Annotated in this window: 24 protein-coding genes; 9 read left to right on the plus strand and 15 right to left on the minus strand. The window is 62.3% G+C overall.

Annotated features, from left to right (window positions below):
• Positions 1 to 48: 48 nt before the first annotated feature.
• A complete protein-coding gene (locus FCU66_RS23685) occupies positions 49 to 561 on the minus strand; it encodes a hypothetical protein (protein ID WP_136618785.1) in 513 nt (170 codons plus the stop codon).
• Positions 558 to 2,789, minus strand: a complete 2,232-nt coding sequence (gene purL / locus FCU66_RS23690) for a phosphoribosylformylglycinamidine synthase subunit PurL (RefSeq protein WP_136618786.1) — start codon at positions 2,787 to 2,789, stop codon at positions 558 to 560. The genes FCU66_RS23685 and purL overlap by 4 nt, the downstream gene beginning before the upstream one ends.
• Positions 2,790 to 3,030: 241 nt before the next feature.
• Between purL and FCU66_RS41245 the strand changes: the two genes are divergently transcribed.
• The gene (locus FCU66_RS41245; RefSeq protein ID WP_168991916.1) at positions 3,031 to 3,195 is read left to right on the plus strand and encodes a hypothetical protein; all 165 of its coding nucleotides are present in this window, start codon (positions 3,031 to 3,033) and stop codon (positions 3,193 to 3,195) included.
• A 56-nt stretch (positions 3,196 to 3,251) separates the two neighbouring features.
• Here FCU66_RS41245 and FCU66_RS23695 read toward each other — a convergent pair whose 3' ends face one another.
• On the minus strand, positions 3,252 to 4,670 hold the full coding sequence (locus FCU66_RS23695) for an aminotransferase-like domain-containing protein (protein ID WP_136618787.1): 1,419 nt from the start codon (positions 4,668 to 4,670) through the stop codon (positions 3,252 to 3,254).
• Positions 4,671 to 4,763: 93 nt separating this feature from the next.
• On the opposite strand from FCU66_RS23695, the gene FCU66_RS23700 reads away from it, so the two are divergent.
• On the plus strand, positions 4,764 to 5,015 hold the full coding sequence (locus FCU66_RS23700) for a DUF1127 domain-containing protein (protein ID WP_136618788.1): 252 nt from the start codon (positions 4,764 to 4,766) through the stop codon (positions 5,013 to 5,015).
• A gap of 3 nt (positions 5,016 to 5,018) precedes the next feature.
• Here the strand turns inward: FCU66_RS23700 and FCU66_RS23705 are convergent, their stop codons facing one another.
• From FCU66_RS23705 to purQ, 4 genes are all read right to left on the minus strand, one after another.
• Positions 5,019 to 5,660 (minus strand): Pr6Pr family membrane protein, encoded by a 642-nt coding sequence (locus tag FCU66_RS23705; RefSeq protein WP_136618815.1) that lies wholly within the window; start codon positions 5,658 to 5,660, stop codon positions 5,019 to 5,021.
• Between the two features lie 2 nt (positions 5,661 to 5,662).
• The gene (locus FCU66_RS23710; protein WP_136618789.1) at positions 5,663 to 6,070 is read right to left on the minus strand and encodes a hypothetical protein; all 408 of its coding nucleotides are present in this window, start codon (positions 6,068 to 6,070) and stop codon (positions 5,663 to 5,665) included.
• Complete coding sequence (locus FCU66_RS23715; protein WP_136618790.1) at positions 6,067 to 6,732, minus strand: glutathione S-transferase family protein; 666 nt, start codon at positions 6,730 to 6,732, stop codon at positions 6,067 to 6,069. Before FCU66_RS23715 ends, FCU66_RS23710 begins: the two co-directional genes overlap by 4 nt.
• Positions 6,733 to 6,819: 87 nt before the next feature.
• Entirely contained in the window at positions 6,820 to 7,488 is a 669-nt protein-coding gene (purQ, locus tag FCU66_RS23720; RefSeq protein ID WP_136618791.1) for a phosphoribosylformylglycinamidine synthase subunit PurQ, read from the minus strand.
• Between the two features lie 386 nt (positions 7,489 to 7,874).
• On the opposite strand from purQ, the gene FCU66_RS23725 reads away from it, so the two are divergent.
• Positions 7,875 to 9,047 carry a hypothetical protein gene (locus FCU66_RS23725; protein WP_136618792.1) on the plus strand — a complete coding sequence of 391 codons (1,173 nt, stop codon included), beginning with the start codon at positions 7,875 to 7,877 and terminating at the stop codon, positions 9,045 to 9,047.
• An 80-nt stretch (positions 9,048 to 9,127) separates the two neighbouring features.
• On the opposite strand, the gene purS is transcribed toward FCU66_RS23725, so the two are convergent.
• Together purS and purC are read right to left on the minus strand one after the other, a co-directional pair.
• The gene (gene purS, locus FCU66_RS23730; protein WP_136618816.1) at positions 9,128 to 9,370 is read right to left on the minus strand and encodes a phosphoribosylformylglycinamidine synthase subunit PurS; all 243 of its coding nucleotides are present in this window, start codon (positions 9,368 to 9,370) and stop codon (positions 9,128 to 9,130) included.
• Between the two features lie 43 nt (positions 9,371 to 9,413).
• Positions 9,414 to 10,208, minus strand: a complete 795-nt coding sequence (purC, locus tag FCU66_RS23735) for a phosphoribosylaminoimidazolesuccinocarboxamide synthase (RefSeq protein WP_013532127.1) — start codon at positions 10,206 to 10,208, stop codon at positions 9,414 to 9,416.
• Between the two features lie 274 nt (positions 10,209 to 10,482).
• On the opposite strand from purC, the gene FCU66_RS23740 reads away from it, so the two are divergent.
• Together FCU66_RS23740 and FCU66_RS23745 are read left to right on the plus strand one after the other, a co-directional pair.
• Positions 10,483 to 10,803 (plus strand): DUF1476 domain-containing protein, encoded by a 321-nt coding sequence (locus FCU66_RS23740; RefSeq protein ID WP_023669091.1) that lies wholly within the window; start codon positions 10,483 to 10,485, stop codon positions 10,801 to 10,803.
• Between the two features lie 169 nt (positions 10,804 to 10,972).
• Positions 10,973 to 11,746 (plus strand): HpcH/HpaI aldolase family protein, encoded by a 774-nt coding sequence (locus FCU66_RS23745; RefSeq protein WP_136618793.1) that lies wholly within the window; start codon positions 10,973 to 10,975, stop codon positions 11,744 to 11,746.
• Between the two features lie 6 nt (positions 11,747 to 11,752).
• Here the strand turns inward: FCU66_RS23745 and FCU66_RS23750 are convergent, their stop codons facing one another.
• A complete protein-coding gene (locus FCU66_RS23750; protein ID WP_136618817.1) occupies positions 11,753 to 12,307 on the minus strand; it encodes an RBBP9/YdeN family alpha/beta hydrolase in 555 nt (184 codons plus the stop codon).
• Positions 12,308 to 12,553: 246 nt separating this feature from the next.
• Here FCU66_RS23750 and FCU66_RS23755 point away from each other — a divergent pair, with 246 nt between their 5' ends.
• Positions 12,554 to 13,366 (plus strand): VOC family protein, encoded by an 813-nt coding sequence (locus tag FCU66_RS23755; protein WP_136618794.1) that lies wholly within the window; start codon positions 12,554 to 12,556, stop codon positions 13,364 to 13,366.
• A gap of 195 nt (positions 13,367 to 13,561) precedes the next feature.
• Here FCU66_RS23755 and purB read toward each other — a convergent pair whose 3' ends face one another.
• The 3 genes from purB to FCU66_RS23770 all read right to left on the minus strand — a co-directional run bounded on the left by purB (position 13,562) and on the right by FCU66_RS23770 (position 16,175).
• Positions 13,562 to 14,869 (minus strand): adenylosuccinate lyase, encoded by a 1,308-nt coding sequence (gene purB, locus FCU66_RS23760; RefSeq protein ID WP_136618795.1) that lies wholly within the window; start codon positions 14,867 to 14,869, stop codon positions 13,562 to 13,564.
• 59 nt (positions 14,870 to 14,928) lie between these two features.
• Complete coding sequence (locus FCU66_RS23765; protein ID WP_136618796.1) at positions 14,929 to 15,342, minus strand: hypothetical protein; 414 nt, start codon at positions 15,340 to 15,342, stop codon at positions 14,929 to 14,931.
• Between the two features lie 107 nt (positions 15,343 to 15,449).
• Positions 15,450 to 16,175, minus strand: a complete 726-nt coding sequence (locus FCU66_RS23770) for a DUF2259 domain-containing protein (protein ID WP_136618797.1) — start codon at positions 16,173 to 16,175, stop codon at positions 15,450 to 15,452.
• A 128-nt stretch (positions 16,176 to 16,303) separates the two neighbouring features.
• Between FCU66_RS23770 and FCU66_RS23775 the strand changes: the two genes are divergently transcribed.
• Complete coding sequence (locus FCU66_RS23775; RefSeq protein WP_136618798.1) at positions 16,304 to 16,558, plus strand: DUF2171 domain-containing protein; 255 nt, start codon at positions 16,304 to 16,306, stop codon at positions 16,556 to 16,558.
• Positions 16,559 to 16,573: 15 nt separating this feature from the next.
• Here FCU66_RS23775 and FCU66_RS23780 read toward each other — a convergent pair whose 3' ends face one another.
• The gene (locus FCU66_RS23780) at positions 16,574 to 17,599 is read right to left on the minus strand and encodes a P1 family peptidase (RefSeq protein ID WP_136618799.1); all 1,026 of its coding nucleotides are present in this window, start codon (positions 17,597 to 17,599) and stop codon (positions 16,574 to 16,576) included.
• Positions 17,599 to 18,672, minus strand: coding sequence for a branched-chain amino acid ABC transporter substrate-binding protein (locus tag FCU66_RS23785; protein WP_136618800.1), 1,074 nt, complete (start codon positions 18,670 to 18,672; stop codon positions 17,599 to 17,601). The genes FCU66_RS23780 and FCU66_RS23785 overlap by 1 nt, the downstream gene beginning before the upstream one ends.
• Positions 18,673 to 18,852: 180 nt before the next feature.
• On the opposite strand from FCU66_RS23785, the gene FCU66_RS23790 reads away from it, so the two are divergent.
• On the plus strand, positions 18,853 to 19,380 hold the full coding sequence (locus FCU66_RS23790; protein ID WP_136618801.1) for a flavin reductase: 528 nt from the start codon (positions 18,853 to 18,855) through the stop codon (positions 19,378 to 19,380).
• A complete protein-coding gene (locus FCU66_RS23795) occupies positions 19,377 to 20,306 on the plus strand; it encodes an AAA family ATPase (protein WP_023810354.1) in 930 nt (309 codons plus the stop codon). The genes FCU66_RS23790 and FCU66_RS23795 overlap by 4 nt, the downstream gene beginning before the upstream one ends.
• Position 20,307 lies beyond the last annotated feature (1 nt).

The following is a 20,307-nucleotide window of genomic DNA, read 5'->3' on the forward strand; positions in this document are numbered from 1 at the left end:
CGTTCTGTCCCGCCAAGGGCAAGACGGTTCCGGGAACCTCGGGAAGACCTAGGCCGGTGGGCTTGCTTCATCCTCGGCAACGTCCTCGCGTGTCGAGAAAGCGCGGCCAAGGCTGAAGGCCAGCACATAGAGCGGAACGTTGAGCACAAGGCTGACAATGGGGAGATAGCTCGTCATTTGCCAGAGCGGCGAGAAGAACGGTTGGCCGTAACCGTCGCAGACAAGCGACGAGCCGTACTCCCACAACGCCCCTACGACCACCGCGCTGGCAAAAAGCTTGATGCAGGTGACGATATGCCTTGCCCGTGCCGGATCCGGCGCAAGGCGGCCCCACAGCACCAGGCAGACGATCGGGACCGCGTAGAGGAGGTTTTGCGCGAGGAGCATTGGGACGGCGCCGTTGGCCGCTGCAAGAAACTGCGCGCGCGTTTCCAGCTGGGCGCAAACCTCGCTCGAGGTCGTCGACAGCAGGAAAAAGACGAACGGGCCGAGGAACCAGAAGAAGAACAGCGACGGCCAGAAGACAACTGCAAGCAGCGCCCGGGCAGCCAGTGTGGTCAACTGGCCTGATCCATGAAGCGGGGGAACCAGCTTTCGTGCGCCCCGGTCAATTCGCTGACCGGGATTGCCCGCGCTTCGCCAAGCTTGAGCGCGCTGCCGCCGGTCGAGCCGATCCACGGCGCGAAGATGCCGAGTTCGCTCTGTTGCTTGCGAATGGCGTCCCATTCGTCGCCGTGCGGGTCGATCGACAGCGTCAGCAGATAGCGGCCCTGATCCTCACCGAACCAGACCGGGATCGGGTCGGTACCGACAAGCCCGGGAACTGTCGCACCGATGCCTGACGCCATCGCCATTTCGGCCAGAGCCACCGCGATGCCACCATCGGAAACGTCATGCGCCGCCGTGACGATGCCGGATGCGATGAGCGCGCGCACATGGTCGCCGACGCGCTTTTCATGATTGAGGTCGACCGGCGGCGGCGGGCCATCCGTGCGGCCGTGGATGTCCCTGAAATAGACCGACTGGCCAAGATGCGTTCCCCAGGAGGCGGGCGCGCCGACCAGCAGGATCATCTGGCCCTCGCCAGCGAAGCCGGTCCGCACCATTTTCGACCAGTCGGCGATCAGTCCGACGCCGCCGATGGTCGGGGTCGGCAGAATGCCCTGGCCATTGGTTTCGTTGTAGAGCGAAACATTGCCGGAGACGATCGGGAAGCCAAGCGCGCGGCAGGCATCGCCGATGCCTTTCACCGCGCCGACCAGCTGCCCCATGATCTCGGGCCGTTCCGGATTGCCGAAATTGAGGTTGTCGGTGGCTGCCAGCGGCAGAGCGCCGGTGGCGGTCAAATTGCGCCAGCATTCGGCCACCGCCTGCTTGCCGCCCTCATAGGGGTCAGCCTCGCAATAGCGCGGCGTCACGTCGGAAGAGAAGGCGAGCGCCTTGGTCGCATGACCATCGACCCGGACCACACCGGCATCGCCGCCGGGAAGCTGCAGCGAATTGCCCTGGATCAGCGTGTCGTACTGTTCCCACACCCAACGGCGCGAGGAGAGGTCGGGGCCGCCGAGCAGCTTCAGGAGCGCATCGGCAACATCGGCCTGTGGTACGTCATTGGCGGCCAGCGGCGCCGGCTTCTTCGGCTCGACCCACGGCCGGTCATATTCCGGTGCCTTGTCGCCGAGATCCTTGATCGGCAAATTGGCGACCTCGTCGCCCTGGTGTAGCACGCGGAAGCGCAGATCGTCGGTGGTCTTGCCGACGATGGCGAAGTCGAGCCCCCATTTGTGGAAGATCGCCTCGGCTTCCTTTTCCTTTTCCGGGCGCAGCACCATCAGCATGCGCTCCTGGCTTTCCGAAAGCATCATTTCGTAGGCGCTCATGCGCTCTTCGCGCACCGGCACCTTGTCGAGATCAAGCTCGATGCCGAGGTCGCCCTTGGCGCCCATTTCGACCGCCGAGCAGGTGAGGCCGGCCGCACCCATGTCCTGGATGGCGATGACGGCGCCCGAGGCCATCAGTTCGAGGCAGGCTTCCAGCAGGCATTTTTCGGTGAAGGGGTCGCCGACCTGCACGGTTGGGCGCTTTTCGTCGATCTTGTCGTCGAATTCAGCAGAGGCCATGGTGGCGCCGCCGACGCCGTCGCGTCCGGTCTTGGCGCCGAGATAGACGACCGGCAGGCCGACACCCTTGGCTTCCGACAGGAAGATCGCATCGGTCTTGGCAAGGCCCGCTGCAAAAGCGTTGACCAGGATGTTGCCATTGTAGCGGGCGTCGAAATTGACCTCGCCGCCGACCGTCGGCACGCCGAAGGCGTTGCCATAGCCGCCGACGCCGGAGACCACGCCGGAGACGAGATGCCTGGTCTTGGGATGGTCGGGCGCGCCAAAGCGCAGCGCATTCATTGCCGCGATCGGCCGCGCGCCCATGGTGAAGACGTCGCGCAATATGCCGCCGACGCCGGTCGCTGCACCTTGGTAGGGCTCGATGTAGGACGGGTGGTTGTGGCTCTCCATCTTGAAGACGACGCAGTCGCCATCGCCGATATCGACCACGCCTGCATTCTCGCCCGGTCCCTGGATGACCCGTGGGCCGGTGGTTGGCAGCGTGCGCAGCCACTTCTTCGAGGATTTGTAGGAGCAGTGCTCATTCCACATCGCCGAGAAGATGCCGAGTTCGGTGAAGCTCGGCTCGCGCCCGACAAGGTCGAGGATGCGCTGATACTCGTCGGGCTTCAGCCCGTGTGAGGCAATGAGCTCGGGGGTGATCGGCACGGAATTGGAAATGGTCATGGGCGGCGATTTGTATCCGGGGCGTTGGGATTTGAGTCCCGTCTTATCGCAAGCTTGGGAGCCAATACACCCCATCGGATGCTGAAAAACAGCGGAAAGCCACAAGGTGACGGTGGGTGCGACGAGATCGCGGCTCATGAGGGAACGTTGTTGTCTGTTCGTGAACGGCTTCCGCACCACCATTGGGGAACAGGATGACATCCCGGCCGTTAGGTCTCCAACCAATCAGGAGATTTGGACCATGGCCACCAAGCAGGGCAAGAAAGACAATCGCCTCTCGGACAAGGAGGCTATGCATATCGCGGAGACCACCGACGTTTCGCCTGGGCAGGCCAAGGAGCTGGCTGAGAAGCACGGGAAAGACAAGGCCGAGAAGGAAGCCAAGAACTTCAAGGCAGAGGGCTGATTCTCTGCGCCAAACCGACGCTTAAGAAACGATGGGCCTGTCGGTCACGAGTTGGCTCAGGAGAAGCTGTCGTAGCCGGCGCGGCCTTCATCGAGAAGTCGCCGGATCACCGCAACGCCTTCGGCGATGTCCTTGCGTTGTCTTGGCTGCGAAACGCCGAAGCGGACGCCATGGAAAACCTGCTCGGAACGGCCGGCCTTGAACTCGTCCTCATCGTCGATCAGCACGCCATGCTCGAGGCAGGCGTTCTTGAAGGTGCCGGAAAGCCAGGGGTCGGGCAGGGTCAGCCAGACAAAGGGCACCCTGTCATGTGACTTGAACGCGAAGCCGGCCAAAGTCTCGCGCACGATGGCGATGCGGGCGTTGATTTCGGCGATGCTGCGTTTGCGTATCTCATCGGCCTGACCCGACAGAACCAGCCTTGTATTCACCTCCGCCAGCAGGAAGGGCATGCCGCCGGTCATCATCTTATGGGCAACGCGGATCCGGTGGCGGTAGGCGGGCGGGCAGGAAAGCCAGCCACCGCGCACACCGGCTGCGACCGACTTCGACAGGCCGCCGGCGATAATGGTGCGTTCAGGGGCATATTCGGCCAGCAACGGCGTCGGATCATCGGTCAAATTGCCATAGAGATCGTCCTCGATGAGGACGACATTGTATTCGCGTGCGACACGCGCGATTGCTTCGCGGCGCGCCGCCGACAAGGTCACCAGTGTGGGATTCTGCGCCGTCGGCATCAGGAAGATCATCTTCGGATGCTTTTGCGCGCAGACGCGCTCGAAATCCTGGGGATCGATGCCTTCGTCGTCCGACGCCACCAGCGCGGTGCGCCGGCCGATCAGGCCGGCGCTGCGGGAAATCTGCGAATAGGTGAGGTGCTCGAAGGCAACATAGTCGCCAGGGGTGGTGAGCGCCGCGATGGCCGCCATCACCGCGGCATGGGTTCCGAGCGTGGGGACAATGGTACCGGCATTCGGGCGAAACGAATTGCGCGACAGCCAGCGGGCGCCGGCTTCGTACCAGCGGTCAGGAAAATCCCGCGTGTAGCTTGAAATCTCATGCGGATGGTCTTGCGCCGTGCGCGACAGCACATCGGCGACGATGGCCCCTTGGCCAATATCGGGAGCAGCCGTGCTGTCGAAACGCAGCTTGCCATGCGGCGCATCGATGTAGCGAGTGCCTTCCGCGCTGACGTCCGGAGCCAGCAAGTCCGGCTTCGCGCCATCGGCGCGCTGGCCGAGCACATAGGTTCCACGGCCGACTTCGCCGCTCACCAGCCCGCGCTCGCGCAGCAATTGATAGGCCCGGCCGACCGTGCCGACAGTGGTGCCGATGTCATAGGCGAGGTCGCGTTGCGGCGGCAGCTTTGCGCCGGCATCGATCACACCCCGGTCGATGTCCGTTTCGATGGAATCCGCAAGCCGCTGATACAGCGGGCCGGAGCCGGCGGTGAGATCGGGGAGCCAATTTGTCATGGTGACAATTTTCTATATTGCACCCGTACATGAGTCAATACATATCGACTGCGTGCCAAAAAGGGTACAATTTGGAATTCCGGTAGAAAGAAAATGAATACAATCGCGACAATCCGTCATTCGAGAGCCGAGTTAACAGGCCAATCGACACGTCCATCGGACCGGAGCGGCTTTGTCAGCCGTCTGGTGCGCCTGGTCAGATCGTTGGCGAGATGGATCGACAGCCTGCTGGAGCGCCGCCGCAGCCGGCTGGCGCTGCTGGAAATGACCGACGACCAGCTCAAGGATATCGGCATTTCGCGCTGCGATGCCCACCGCGAGGGCATCAGGCCGTTCTGGGACTGAAAGCTAACGGAGTTTTGGAGCCCTCGTGCGTGCAACGCCATGGTCCGCAAGGACGGCGACCATGCACAGCACGAGAAAAAGTCCGGTGATGGCCAGCGCCGAGATGGCGACGCTGGTTGCGCCGTTCTTGGCGACGTCAAGGAAGGGGTAGGGCACCTCGCCGGCAAGCGGCGCCCGTACCAGCGCATAGAGCAGATAGGCGACGGGATAGAGCATCCACCAGGAAATGTCGCTCCAGCGCGTCCGGCCGTCAGCGCCTGATATCAGCCACCACAGCAGGAACAGCACCGGCGTCACATAATGCAGCAGGACGTCGCAGAGCAGGAACAGTCCCTGCGGCTGCCAGAGTTGTGCCAGAACCGTGGCATAGATGATGAAGACCAGCGCGATCGAAACGGCAACGCCTGCCCGCATCCGTGTCCCTGCGAAGGCCGGCAGCCACGCATAGCCGGAGGTCGACAGCAGCGACGTGTACACCAGCACCGCGCCGATGTTGGTCAGGATGGTGAAGAAGCTGAGCAGGAAGACGATGGAGCCAAGCAGGCTGCGGCCGGCTTCCATCGACGCCGGAATGCTGATGCAGAACTGCAGGACGAGTCCGGCCAGACCGATGGCCAGACCCGCGATCTGCAGGAACCGGCCCATGGCTAGGCCGTCGCGGCGCAGGCCGGATTGCCGGCTTGCCAACGAGCGATGTCCGAGCCGATGCGGGCGCCGAGCGGATCGTTCATCAGCGGTCCGAACGCGTCGACGCGGCTTGAATTGCCTTGCGCCTGCACGACCAGCAGCGGTTTGCCGCCATAGTGCTTGGCCGGCACCAGCAGGAAACGCGGCGTGCCGCTGAACGAATTCAGTTCGTTGGCCATCTGATACTGTTTGAAGGCCGGGTCCTTGCTGGCGATCCAGCATTTGTGGGCCGCTATCGCCACTTGTTCCATGGCCAGAAGCGCTGCACTTTTGCCTGAGGGGACCGGCGTGCTCTTCGGGGTCGATTGGCAGGACGCCAAGGCGAAACCCGCCGCGGCAACCAGCGCGACCGTCTTGCTCCTGATCAAGCGGCACCCATCTCAAGTTCGGACAGAAAGATCTTCAAACCGTCGGTCATCTCGCCCCACACCCGCGACAATGCCGGGTGCTGCGAGGCGATCTGCTCATAGGCATCGAATTTGGGATAGGCGTCGAGCAGGTCGTGGCGTCCGGTCATGGCGCGGAAATTGTTGAAGATGAACCGTGTCGGCGTCAGCCAGGCATCGGCGAAACTGATGTCGTCACCGAGCGCGAAAGGCCCTTGCGCCATACGCGCCTCGATTGCCGCCAGTCCGTGATGCAGGCGGGCGAACTGGGCGTCGATCTCGGCAGTGTTTCGCTTCGGCACGAAATGAAGCTCGAAAAGCTTCATCGTCGGGGTCAGCACATCGAGATCGGTGATGCGGGCGAACATGCGCACCAGCGCGCGGTCCTTGGAATCGGGCGGCAGCAGCGCCGGTTCAGGGAACCGTTCCTCGAGATATTCCGCGATCACCACCGATTCGACGATCGTCTCGCCCGAACCGGTGATCAGCACCGGAATCCGGTTCATCGGTGAGATGGCGCGAAACGCTTCCGGGATCGGAAAACCGGGCGGCGGCGCGATGATCTTGAGCGGCACGTCCTTGATATAGGCCAGCGCTCGCACGATCGATGAGTAGGGCGACAACGGCCGCGAATAGAGTTTCATGACCGTCTCTCTCCCCAATGAATCGGACTTGCCCTGATAAAGAGACAGGAATGTCCGGCTGTTTTCAAGCTGTTCGCTTCGATGACGTCAGGCAGCGATGCCGAGGGCACTTTCGAACAGTCCACGGCCGTCGGTGCCGCCATGGGCTGCTTCGATCAGGTTTTCCGGATGCGGCATCAGGCCGAGCACATTGCCTTGGCTGTTGACGATGCCGGCGATGTCGTTGATCGACCCGTTGGGGTTGGTGCCGTCCGCATAGCGGAACACCACCTGGCCTTCGCCTTCGAGGCGGGCAAGTGTGTCGGCGTCGGCGAAGTAGTTGCCGTCATGATGCGCAACCGGCGAGCGGATGACCTGACCCGGCTGATAGCGGCGGGTGAACATGGTGTTGGCGTTGGTGATCTGTAGTTTCACCTGCCGGCAGACGAATTTCAGCGAGGTGTTGCGCATCAAGGCGCCCGGCAGCAGGCCGGCCTCGACCAGGATCTGAAAACCGTTGCAGACACCGATGACCATGACGCCCTTGGCCGCCTTTTCGGCCACCGCCCGCATGACCGGCATGCGCGCCGCGATCGCGCCGCAACGCAGATAGTCGCCGAAGGAAAAACCGCCCGGAATGGCGATCAGGTCGACATCCGGGATTTCGGTGTCGGTCTGCCAGACGGTGACCGGCGGTTTTCCCGAAATCTTGGTCAGCGCCGCGATCATGTCGCGGTCGCGGTTGAGGCCAGGCAGAAGGACGACGGCGGATTTCATGGCAGTTCCCGTTCGAGCATCTGAGTGAGATACCGGGGTGAAACGTGGTTGGTCAACCAGACATCGTTGTCGGAGAGAAAGAATGACGCCCCATTCCTCGTCATGGTTGCCGAGTCGACCTGCAGGATAACACCTTTCCGGATTCCCGTCCGTCCATCTGAGATCGCTTGCCGGTCTAACGAGCGCGAGCCTGTCGGTCAAACCGCTCGCACCAGGATTTCTTGCCAAGGAGCGGCCAGGAAGGTTTCAGGCGATTACTGTTGATTAAGTCTAAGCCCATCTCTGCCGTCTCCGAGAGACTATATCGACGATTTTATACAATACGAATCCCAAAGTTAACATCTCTGCCTCGTAAGATGAAGTTGTATAAATGGGTTGAGGTTTGAGTGGACAGCACCAAGATCAAAGAGCGTGAAAGCGTTCGACGCAGCATGTGGGTCTCGGCAACCATCATAGCATCGCTTTGCGCGTTTACGTTCATGTTCGTGAGGGACGTTAGCCCCTCTACCGGAACGCTGTTTTCAACCTGGCTTTCTCTCGATACGGACCTGGGAGCATGCGCTGTCTCGTTCACGCGCCTACTGCTGGCAACCACGATCATATCGGTCGGCCTAGGTGTCATTTCCGCGGGGCTGGTCGTCTCCGATCTGATTGACGTCTTCAGCTACAAGAGAAGCTTTCGCGTTTACCGCACGCTTTTCCTGGCTGGGGCAGGCCTTACGGCATTGTTACTGCTGCCGCTTCTTTCGAAAGACGGTGGTTGGTACGCGGGGGGACGTCACGGTATGTCGCGGATCGACCTCGCGAATGCCTGTATCGCCAGCCACTACACCACTTTCTATAGACTATACTGGCACCTTCTCGTCGTCGTGATCCTGGGTTGGGCCAGCATGATAGTGTTGACGAGCCTGCGGCGCGCAATCATTGACGGGCGCGATCCGAGCCAGCTTTCCGACGATCCGCGAGTCAGGGAAATCCAGCTGCGAACCTTGAAATGGTCTCAGCGCCGCATGGCAGTTGGACGAATCATGTTCAAGCTCGCGGCGACTGTTCTGGCCGCGGCACTGTTTTATGGCGGCGCTTCGTCGATGAATCCCGCCGTCGTCCGATTCATTCACACATTCACCTGGGAGCGGCAAAAGGCGAATGTGGTTGAGACCGGCCTGCAATGTGTGCTGGAGGTCAAAGTCAGGCGCGAATGGGTGGAGCAGTCTCGTGCCGACTGCGCTCCCGACGCCGAGATGATCCCTTCAACGCCGACGCCGGGCGCCGGTGTCTGGCGCATCACGAAAATCCCGACCGCAAAGCTTGCCTATCGTGCTCCGAACGGTGGCCAATACTCGTTCGACGTGGCCGGAGATTTTTATGTGAATTTCCCGACGTCAGTTGGCACCGAGATCGAGGTGCTGCGCAATCCAGCCAGGCCGGAGGGGATCGACAAGGTGTTCGACAACGGCGACATCAGGCGAATGGCCTACAAGTTGCTCATGATCGTCATTGGTGCCGTTGCGATCTACTTTTTGTGGGTTCGCAGACAACAGAACCCGCGCACGGTCTGAAGCAGATCACGGCTGGCGGGCAGGGGCTGGCCGTTGTTCCAGCCTCGGCGAGGCCACTCATTGGCGAGAAGCTGGCTGCTTCAGCCCAGCGTCACACTATAATTCTCAATCACCGTGTTCGCCAGCAGCTTGTCGCACATGGACTTGAGGTCCGCTTCGGCCTTGGCCTTGTCGCTTTCCGCCAGCTCGACGTCGAACACCTTGCCCTGCCGCACCGCGCCGACGCCGCCGAAGCCCAGGCCGGACAGCGCGTGTTCGATCGCCTTGCCTTGTGGGTCGAGCACGCCGTTCTTGAGGGTGACGGTGATGCGGGCCTTGATCACGCTGGACATGCTCCTGTTCTGAGTATCGGGGCGCAAGCCGCTATCAGTGCGGCTTGCCTTTGAGGCCGTCGGTCGAGGCGACAAGCACCGGGCCGGTCGGGCGCGGCGGCTCGTTCTCGTTCATGATGCCGAGGCGGCGGGCAACTTCCTGGTAGGCCTCGACAAGGCCGCCCATGTCGCGGCGGAAACGGTCCTTGTCGAGCTTGTCCTGCGTCGCCACGTCCCACAGCCGGCACGAATCAGGCGAAATCTCATCGGCGACGACGATGCGCATCATGTCGCCTTCGAACAGGCGGCCGCACTCGATCTTGAAGTCGACGAGCTGGATGCCGACGCCCATGAACAGGCCGGAGAGGAAGTCGTTGACGCGGATGGCAAGCGCCATGACGTCGTCGATTTCCTGCGGGCTCGCCCAGCCGAACGCGGTGATGTGCTCTTCCGATACCATCGGATCGTCGAGCGCATCGGCCTTGTAATAGAATTCGATGATCGAGCGCGGCAGAACCGTGCCTTCCTCGATGCCGAGGCGCTTGGACAGCGAACCGGCGGCGACATTGCGCACCACCACTTCGAGCGGAATGATCTCGACTTCCTTGATCAGCTGCTCGCGCATGTTCAGCCGGCGGATGAAATGGGTCGGAATGCCCATGCGGTTCAAATGGTTGAAAATGTACTCGGAAATGCGGTTGTTGAGCACACCCTTGCCGTCGATGACTTCATGCTTCTTCTTGTTGAACGCGGTTGCATCATCCTTGAAGAACTGGATAAGCGTGCCCGGTTCGGGTCCCTCATAGAGGATCTTGGCCTTGCCTTCATAAATGCGGCGGCGATTTTTCATCTGATTTTTCTCTGGGGTTCCGGACAGGCGGTATCAGACCATTTCCTGTCCGTCTGCCTGAAATAGTGCGGCTACGGTAGGGTTCAATGCCGGGTCTATCCCAATCACATCGTTTGCTCAATCGGCAAATCCTTCCAATCAACCGCTTTCGGGACTGAAATGCCGCAGCGCAGCATGCGATGAAGCGTATTGACCGGCCCGCGACCTTTTGGTTTGTGCTTTGGCAACACACATATTCACTGCCAACGAATCGAATTTGACCCGGAGGGACGCCATGAGCAGCATGAAAGACCGCGAAGAGGGCTTTGAGCGCAAATTCGCTTTCGACGAGGAACTTCGGTTCAAGGCCTCGGCGCGCCGCAACAAGGCGCTCGGCCTGTGGGCCGCCGAAAAGCTCGGAAAGTCGGGCACCGATGCCGACGCTTATGCCAAGGAAGTGGTTGTTTCCGACATCGAGGAAGCCGGCGACCACGACGTGTTCCGCAAGATCCGCAAGGATTTCGATGCGGCCGGCGTCGACCAGTCGGACCATCAGATCCGCCGCACCATGGACGAGCTGATGGCGCAGGCGATCGAGCAGATCAAGAACACCTGATCCGGCCGAAGCAGGTTCCGCAAAAGTGTCCCACGGTTTTGCGACAGAGAAACTGCGACAGACAAAAGAATGACTGGACCAATCGACCGCCCGGCCTATGCGGGCGGTTTTTCTTTGCCTTTGCCGCGGTTTCCGGCTGAAACTGCTGACGTTAACGAGGAAAGAGTCCATGTCCCTGAAGTCCCGCCTCGCGGCCGATGAAACGCTGTTCACCGCATGGTCCGGTGTGCCGGATGCCTTGACTGTCGAGATCGTCGCCAAGCAGGGTTTCGATGCCGTTACGCTCGACATGCAGCATGGCGGTCATCACGAAGACAGCGTCTTGCGCGGCCTGGTGCCGGTGCTCGCTGCCGGCAAGCCGGCGCTGGTGCGCATTCCTGTCGGCCGTTTCGACATGGCAAGCCGCGCGCTCGACTTCGGCGCCGAGGCTGTCATCGCGCCGATGGTGAACTCGGTTGCCGACGCAAAACTATTCGCCGCCGCGATGAAATATCCGCCGCTCGGCGAGCGCTCCTGGGGCCCGACCTACGCTTTTCCCCGCCACGGCAAGGGCGACCAGGCCGAATGGCTGCGCGACACCAACGAGCGCACCATGGCTTTCGCCATGGTCGAAACGCGCGCGGCCCTTGATGCGCTCGATGGCATCCTCGACACGCCGGGCATCGACGGCATCTTCCTCGGCCCGTCGGATTTCTCGATCGCCTGGAGCAATGGCGCCACGGTCAATTCAACGCTGGAAAGCATGATGGAAACCGTCGCTTCGGTCGCCGAGCGCACCCGCAAGGCCGGCAAACATGCGGCGATCTATGTTGTCGAGCCGGCAATTGCCGGCCGTGTCGTGTCGATGGGCTACCGCCTGCTGGCCATGGGCTCGGAACACGCGCTGATCGGGCTCGGCGCAAAAACCCTGATCAAGAGCGTCAGGGATTCGATCGGCTCCTGAAGACGCTCAGGCCTTCAGATCCGTCAGGAATTTGGCGAAGGTCATCGACCCTTCGGGCCACGGCCCGAAGCCCGAATCCGCGTTGAGATGACCGGTCTCGCCGGCATCGATGAACAGTGAGCCCCAGGCTCCGGCAATGTCCTCGGCGACGTCGAAGGCGCAGAACGGGTCGTTGCGGCTGGCGATTACGATGGACGGAAAGGGCAGCGGCTCGCGCGGGTAGGGACCGAAGGTCATCAGGTGCCTCGGCTTGATCTTGGGATTGGCGACATCGGGCGGCGCCACGAAGAAGGCCCCGGCAACCGGCTTCCGGAACCGCGAAACGGCTTGCACCGCCGCGGCGACACCAAGTGAGTGCGCGACCAGGACGACCGGCTTCTCGGCCTCGTTGACGGCCTTGGCCACGCTCGCCGTCCAGTCCTCACGCACCGGCTTCGACCATTCCGTTTGCTCGACACGGCGCGCCGTCGACAGCTTCGACTGCCAGCGGCTCTGCCAATGGTCGGGGCCAGAATTGGTGTAGCCCGGCACGATGAGGATATCTGCGTCTCTGACCTTCATGGCGCTGAGATAGCGAGCGCCGTCGCTTCGTGCAACGGCCATGAACAGCGCTCTTGATCACAATGGTGAACACGATGTTCGCTTCTTCGCGTCTTGTGTGAACGATCCCGATGGACGATTTGTAGTCAGGAACAGAAACAGCCGTGCGAGAACCGGATTTTGGACCTTACACGACGGACAATCATTGGCGGCGCGGGGCTCCTTGCTTTGGGAGGTTCACCGCAGGCCGGCCGAACGGAGCCTTTGATGAGTGAACTGCCTTTTGCCGCCACCACCCCGGTCAGCGTTGCTCGCGTCGGGTTGAAGGCGCGCGACGCCGAAAGTCTTGCCGCATATTACCGCAGCGTCGTCGGTTTGCAGGAATTGAGCCGTGCCGACGGTGCGATCACGCTGGGCGCCGCCAACCGTCCGCTGCTGGTCATCGAGGCCGATCCTTCGGCCAAGCCGGATGATCCGCGCAGCGCCGGCCTCTTCCACACCGCCTTCCTGCTGCCCAGCCGCGCCGATCTCGGCCGCTGGATCAACCACGCCATCGCCGACAAGATCTCTATCGAGGGCGCTTCCGACCATCTGGTCAGCGAAGCGCTGTACCTGACCGACCCGGAGGGCAATGGCATCGAGATCTATGCCGACCGCCTTCCCAAGGACTGGAAGTGGAATGGCGACAAGATTGCCATGGCGACGGAGCGGCTGAACATCCCGTCCGTCGTTGCCGAAGTGCCTGCGGGTGATGCTGGCTGGCAGGGTGCGCCAGAAAACAGCATTGTCGGCCATGTCCACCTGCGCGTCGGCAGGCCGGAAGACGCCGAAGCCTGGTGGAATCAGGAATTCGGCTTCGACACGGTGGCCAAATATGGCGGCCAGGCGGTGTTCCTATCGTCGGGCGGTTATCACCACCACATCGGCGCCAACGCCTGGCAGAGTTCGGGCGCCGGCCGCCGCGATTCCACCCGGTCTGGTCTGGCCTGGGTCGAAATGCGTTCGGACAATGTGACTGATGAAACGACCCGCGAAGATCCGTGGGGCACGGTGATCAGGACTGTTCCTGGCAAGGCTTGATTGGACGTCGGCGCAGCGTCTTTCTCCCCGTCACTATACGGGGAGAAATGCCCGGCAGGGCAATGAGGGGCAGCGCTGTGGTTGCGAGGTTGTCGTTTCAGACACAAAGCGATGGGTAGCTTTGACCGCCGAAGTCAGCGCCGCCCCTCATCCGCCCTTCGGGCACCTTCTCCCCGTAAACGGGGAGAAGGAAGATCAGGCTTCCCCGAACACCCGCTTGAAGATCGTGTCGACATGTTTGGTGTGATAGCCAAGGTCGAATTTCTCGCGGATCTCGGCTTCCGGCAGCGCTGCCGTCACTTCCTTGTCGGCCAAAAGTTCTTCAAGAAAATCAGCGCCTTGCTCCCAAACTTTCATGGCGTTGCGCTGCACCAGCCGGTAGGAGTCTTCACGCGACAGGCCGGCTTGCGTCAGCGCCAGCATGACGCGTTGCGAATGCACGAGACCGCGGAACTTGTTCATGTTCTTCAGCATGTTCTCGGGATAGACGAGCAGCTTGTCGATGACGCCGGTCAGCCGCGACAGTGCGAAATCGAGCGTCACCGTGGCGTCCGGTCCGATCATGCGCTCGACCGAGGAGTGCGAGATGTCGCGCTCGTGCCAGAGCGCCACATTCTCCATCGCCGGCAGCGCCATGGAGCGCACCATGCGGGCAAGGCCGGTGAGGTTTTCGGTCAGCACCGGGTTGCGCTTGTGCGGCATGGCCGACGAGCCCTTTTGGCCCGGCGAAAAATACTCTTCCGCCTCCAGCACTTCGGTGCGCTGCAAATGCCGGATTTCGATCGACAGCCGCTCGACCGACGAGGCGATGACGCCGAGCGTGGCGAAGAACATGGCGTGGCGGTCACGCGGGATCACTTGCGTCGACACCGGCTCGGGCTTCAGGCCGAGCTTTGCCGCCACATGTTCCTCGACATAGGGGTCGATGTTGGCGAAGGTGCCGACCGCGCCCGAAATCGCGCAGGTGGCAATGTCTTCCCGCGCATGAACCAGGCGCTCGCGGCAGCGCGAGAACTCGGCATAGGCCTGCGCCAGCTTGACGCCGAAGGTCGTCGGCTCGGCATGGATGCCGTGGCTGCGGCCGATGGTGACGGTGTCCTTGTGCTCGAACGCACGACGCTTGAGCGCTGCGAGCAGGCCGTCAATGTCGGCGAGCAGGATATCGCTGGCGCGGGTAAGCTGTACCGCAAAGCAGGTGTCGAGAACGTCCGACGAGGTCATGCCCTGGTGGATGAATCGGGCGTCCGGCCCGACGAATTCGGCGAGATGGGTCAGGAAGGCGATGACGTCGTGTTTGGTGACGCGCTCGATCTCGTCGATTGCCTCGACATCGAATTTTGCAGCACTGCCCTTTTCCCAGATGGTCTTTGCCGCTTCCCTGGGGATGACGCCGAGTTCGGCCAGCGCGTCGCACGCATAGGCTTCGATCTCGAACCAGATGCGGAACCGGGTTTCGGGCGACCAGATGGCGACCATTTCCGGCCGGGAATAGCGAGGGATCATCGGTCAGTCCTGACGTATCGAGAAGTTTGCCCGCGTCCTAACAGAGGCGGACAAAATGCTCAACGCTGCTGGCGCGCAAACCAGACGCCCGCGGCAAACAAGGCGACGAAACCCAGCGGAAAATAAAGCCGGATGCCCAGCACCAAGAATTGATAGAGCGCAATCAACGTCGTGAAGACGAACTGGAGGGCCCAGGTGTGGGTGAAAGCAGGGGCATGCCACTCGGCATAGTAGGAGCGGTACTGCAGCGCAAACAGCCCGCCGGTCAGGCCGACCGTTGCGGCGGCGAGGCACACGAACGCCGCCGCGAAGGCAACTTCCCAGCGCCTTCCCTGTGAGACCAGCCGCGCCGCAAACAGCCCAATCGGAAAGGCCAGCGCGGCTCCCATTGCGAACAGCACGGTGACAATGCGGATTTTCGCCGGTGTCTCCCAGTCGTCCAAAAACAGGGTGACGAGCGCACTGGCGCCCATCGTCACCGCCCACAACAAGGCGCCGAAAAGCGCTGTGCGCGGCGTCGGTATCGCGCGGCGAAGGCGGCTCAGGGCGCGGTCGCGCCTGGCGGGTTGAACAAGCGGTGTCACAGCCGGCCGGTCACCGCGATCCAGCGAAAGTCCGGCCCCTCGAAGCCGTATTGGCGCACCGCGATCAGCACCGCATAGGCGCTTAGACTGTCCATTGAAAAGGTCTGCACGGCGCCGATGCGATAGCCGTTCGGGCAACCCCGGCTTTTCGGTATCGCCTTGTCCTCGTGCAGCAGCTTGGTGGTGCCGCCATCCTGCGCCTCGATGCGCAGCAGCCGGAAGCCGTTGATCTCGCCCTGGCTCTCGCAGCCCTCCGTGTTGTTCATGCCCAGCTCGTCGAGGCGGAACTCGAGCAGCTGGTCGACCGGAGAGAAGATCGGGCGCGGGTTGACCGCCATCCGGTGCGGATCGGCCGAAAGCTCGGTCACTGGGTTGAAACCCGCGGTGATGCCGCGGTTGGCGCTCAACTCGGACTGACTGACAATGGCTTCGCCTTTTTGCCGGGCCTGAAGGCGCGCCGCGTCCAGTTTGGCATTCTCGTCGTCGAGCCGGACCCGGATCGGTGTTCCCTTGAGAAAGCTGTCGGTGCTGGTGTCGATGTAGTAGCGGTTGGCATAGGGAAAGCCCGATCCATCCTGCACGCCATATTCCTCGAAAGCAAAGACGCTGCCGTCCTTGGTGAAGCCGAGGATTTCAAGCTCGGCGACATCCCCGGCACGCGCGGCGATCGAGGTCGCAAACTGTGCAAGCAGGCCAACGGCAAACAGAAAGAGCATTCGCATCGGTCTTCACCCCCGTGATCGTCTCAATCCACTAGCACGACAGAATCAAAACGTCGTGCAGTGCGAAAGCCGATGCATCCAATCAGCCCGTCATTTGTTAATGTCGGCAGTCCCAATGGAGAACCACCATGACCGACACCAGCAAAATTCGGGAGCATATGGAAGTCGTCGGCGCCGATGGCGTGCATGTCGGTACCGTCGACAAGGTCGACGGCCTGCGCATCAAGCTGACCAAGGCCGATAGCGGCGAGGGCGCTCACAGGGGCCATCACCATTACATTCCCCTGAGCCTGATTGCCGAGGTCGATGGCAAGAAGGTCTGGCTGTCGGCGAATTCCGATGTCGCGGTGACGTTCGAGGAAGAAAAGTCCGATCCGGTCTGATCGACGCCTTCCGCTTCATCCCAAGCGTGACGACCAGACCGGAAACAGATCGTCATCCGCAGGCGTCGCGGCAAACACGCCGCGGCTGATGGCGCGCGCCATGGTGGCGCCGGCCGCGGCGTAAAGATCGATCGCCGTGTCGGCCGCAAGCTCGACACCACTCGTACCCGTCGCCAGCGCAAACACCAGGTCGCCATCGGCCGGCGTATGCGTTGGCCATATGGCGCGCACGAACCCGTCATGCGCCGATATCGCCAGGCGCTTTGCGGCGGCCTTGGTGAGCACCGCGTCCGTGGCAATGACGGCGATGGTGGTGTTGCCGCCGGTGTCCATCTGCCCGCCGACACGCTTGTCGCGGTATTTCAGCAGGATCCGTCTCGCATCGTCCGGCATCGGCGAGGGATAGCCAAGCCCGCCGAATTCGTCGCCGATTTCGAACGGTGCTGCCCAGAAATGGCGGGTTCGGCCTGTTGTCACCGAGCCGGTCGGATTGACGGCGGCCAGCGCACCGATGGTGATGCCACTGTCCAGCAGCGTCGAGGCGGAGCCGAGACCGCCCTTCAACCCCGAGGTCAACGCACCGGTGCCGGCGCCGATCGTGCCGAGTTGGAAATCGAAGGTGGCGGTTTGCGCTGCTTCATAGCCAAGCTCGCGGTAGGGCGGATAACGGCCCCAATCCTTGTCGCCGCCATTGCGCAGGTCGAACAGGATCGCCGACGGCACGATCGGCACGCGAAAACCACCGACCTCCAGGCCGATGCCGCGTTCGCGCAGTGCCGCCTGTACGCCGGAGGCCGCGTCGAGGCCGAACGCCGAACCGCCCGAAAGTACTACGGCGTGCACCACCTCGACCGAATTGTGCGGCTCGAGCAGGTCGGTTTCGCGGGTACCCGGCGCACCGCCCAGAATCTGAACGCCGGCCACCGTCGGCCCGTCGCAAAGGATCGTCGTGACGCCTGATTTCAGCCTCGCGTCGGACGCATTGCCGACGCGCAGGCCGGCAACATCGGTGATCAGGTTGCGTGGGCCGGTGCGAAACATCAGTTGCTTTCCAAAGGCGCAAAGCGCGTGCCGTCGAAGCGGAAGACGCGGTAGGGGCTCTGGCTGAGATCGCCTTTCGCATCAAAGCGAATCGGCCCGATCGCAGTGGTGAAATCCTGTCGGGTCAGGGCTTCAGTCAGCGGCTTGTCCGAGCTTTCGGACAAACCTGACGCGGCCTTGGCGATTTCGACCGCCGCAAAGGCCGGCAGCGTATAACCGTCAGGCACGACTTTGTGCGTGGCAAAGGCTGCCAGCACTTTGGGATCGGCGACATCGGCCCATTCCGGCGGTGCGATCATCAGTGTGCCCACAGCATAGGGCACGTCGCCGGGCGGTGTGCGAAGATTCTCGCCGCCGGCAAAGACGATGCCCGCCTGGAGCTGTGCGGCATCGCGGCCCATGATGGCGATGTCGTCGCCGTCGCCGCCGGCAAAGACATGCGTGGCGCCGGCCTTCTTCAGCCGACCGATCATGCCGATCTGATTGTCGAGCTGTGGCCGGAACGTGTCGACGAACACCGGTTTCAGCGCTGCCTGTTCGGCCGCTGCCCGCAACGTCTCGGCGATCTCGCGGCCATAGATGGTGCCGTCGTCGATAATGGCGAACAGCTCGTTCTGCCACAGATGGGTGAGGGCAGAGGCGACGGTGTTGCGCTCATCGTCGCCGCGTGGCCCGAGGCGATAGACCGGCCAGCCGGTCTTGGCGCGGCGGTCGGTCAGGCTTTCGGTTCGCACGCCAACGGTGATGACCGGAATGTTGGCGTCCTTCAGGATCGGCATCGCCGCCTCGATCGCCTCGGTGCAGAGAAAGCCGACCACGATATTGACCTTGGCCGCGACGAATTCCCTAGCCGCCGCAGCGCCGCCGTCGGCGGTACAGGAATCGTCCACGGTCTTCAGTTCGATGCCGTTCGCTTCGGCCGCCAGACCGGTGCCGGCTTCGATCTGCTTGCCGAGGATAGCCGATGGTCCCGACAGGGGCGCGGCGACGCCGACCACTGGCGTCTGGGCATTCGCACCACTGGCCAGAAACAGCCAGAACAGCGCCGCAATTGTTCTTGTCCTGGGTCGCATTCGAGCGATGGGGTCCTCCGTGCCGGTCTTATGCTCCTGGCACTATTTGCCGCCAAGACCTAAAGGCTGCCCGGCCTTGGTGCAACACGCGAATTTCGGGATATGGCTCAGGCACTTCGCTTGTGGCGGGCTATGTCTGGCCATATATGTCGGTGGGATCCTGACCATGGAAAATTGCCGGTGCTGAAGAAGAACGACATTGGGCCGCAGGCCTATCGCGACGCGATGAGCCATTTTGCCGGCCACGTCCATGTGGTCACCACCGACGGGCCGGCCGGCAAGCGTGGCGCCACGGTGATCGCGGCCTGTTCGGTATCGGACACCCCGCCGACCATTCTAGTCTGCCTCAACCGCGAAAATCTGAAGAACGAGCCGTTCGTGAAAAACGGCAGATTTGCCTTGAACACGCTGGCTTCGCACCAGGAGCCGCTGTCGGTCGGCTTTTCCGGCATCACCGGCCTGCCGGTCGAGGAGCGCTTCGCGCTCGGCGAATGGGACGTGATCTCGACAGGCGCGCCAACCCTGAAGGGCGCGCTCGCCGTGTTCGACTGCGAATTGATCGACACCAAGGACCTGGCCACCCATCGTGTGCTTTTTGGCAAGGTGACAGGCCTGCGGATGGGCGATAATTTGCGGCCGCTGATCTACCACGCTCGCGGCTACCACGTCCTGGAAAGCGGAGCGGCGGCGTTCACGGAGAAAGAATGACCGAGCTGAAACCGCGCGCCGCGCCGCGGACGATCGACGAGACGCTCGATCTCCTGACCGGCGCGGACTATGTGGCGGACCGGTCGCTGGCGACCGTGCTGTTCCTGTCGTTGCGCATGAAGCGGCCGCTGTTCCTCGAGGGTGAGGCCGGCGTCGGCAAGACCGAGATCGCCAAGGTGCTGGCGCAGGCGCTCGGCCGCCGGCTGATCCGCTTGCAATGCTATGAAGGCCTCGACGTTTCGTCCGCCGTCTATGAGTGGAACTACGCCGCTCAGATGATCGAGATCCGCATGGAGGAGGCGGCCGGCAAGGTCGAGCGCTCCGCCATGGAGCGCAACGTCTTCTCCGAAAAATACCTGATCCGCCGCCCGGTGCTCGATGCGCTGACCGGCAAGACCGGCGCTGCTCCGGTCTTCCTGATCGATGAGCTCGACCGCACCGACGAGGCGTTCGAGGCTTTCCTGCTCGAAATCCTCTCTGACTTCCAGGTGACGGTGCCCGAACTCGGCACCATCAAGGCGGAGGAACCGCCGATCGTCATCATCACCACCAATCGCACCCGCGAGATCCACGATGCGCTGAAGCGGCGCTGCCTCTATCATTGGGTCGACTATCCCAATGCCGAGCGCGAGCTGGAGATCGTGCGCCGCAAGGTGCCGCAGGCCAATCAACGGCTTTCGGCCGAAGTGGTGTCGTTCATCCAGAAGCTGCGCCAGATCGAATTGTTCAAGGTGCCCGGCGTCGCCGAAACCATCGACTGGGCCGGCGCGCTGACCGAGCTCGACAAGGTGGCGCTCGATCCGGAAACCGTATCCGACACGATCGGCGTGCTGTTGAAATACCAGGACGACATTGCCCGCATCGAACAGGGCGAAGGCCGGCGCATCCTCAACGAGGTGAAGGCCGAGCTTTCGGCGGCGGAGTAGG

Source organism: Mesorhizobium norvegicum, from assembly GCF_004919685.1.
Taxonomy (GTDB): Bacteria; Pseudomonadota; Alphaproteobacteria; order Rhizobiales; family Rhizobiaceae; genus Mesorhizobium; species Mesorhizobium norvegicum.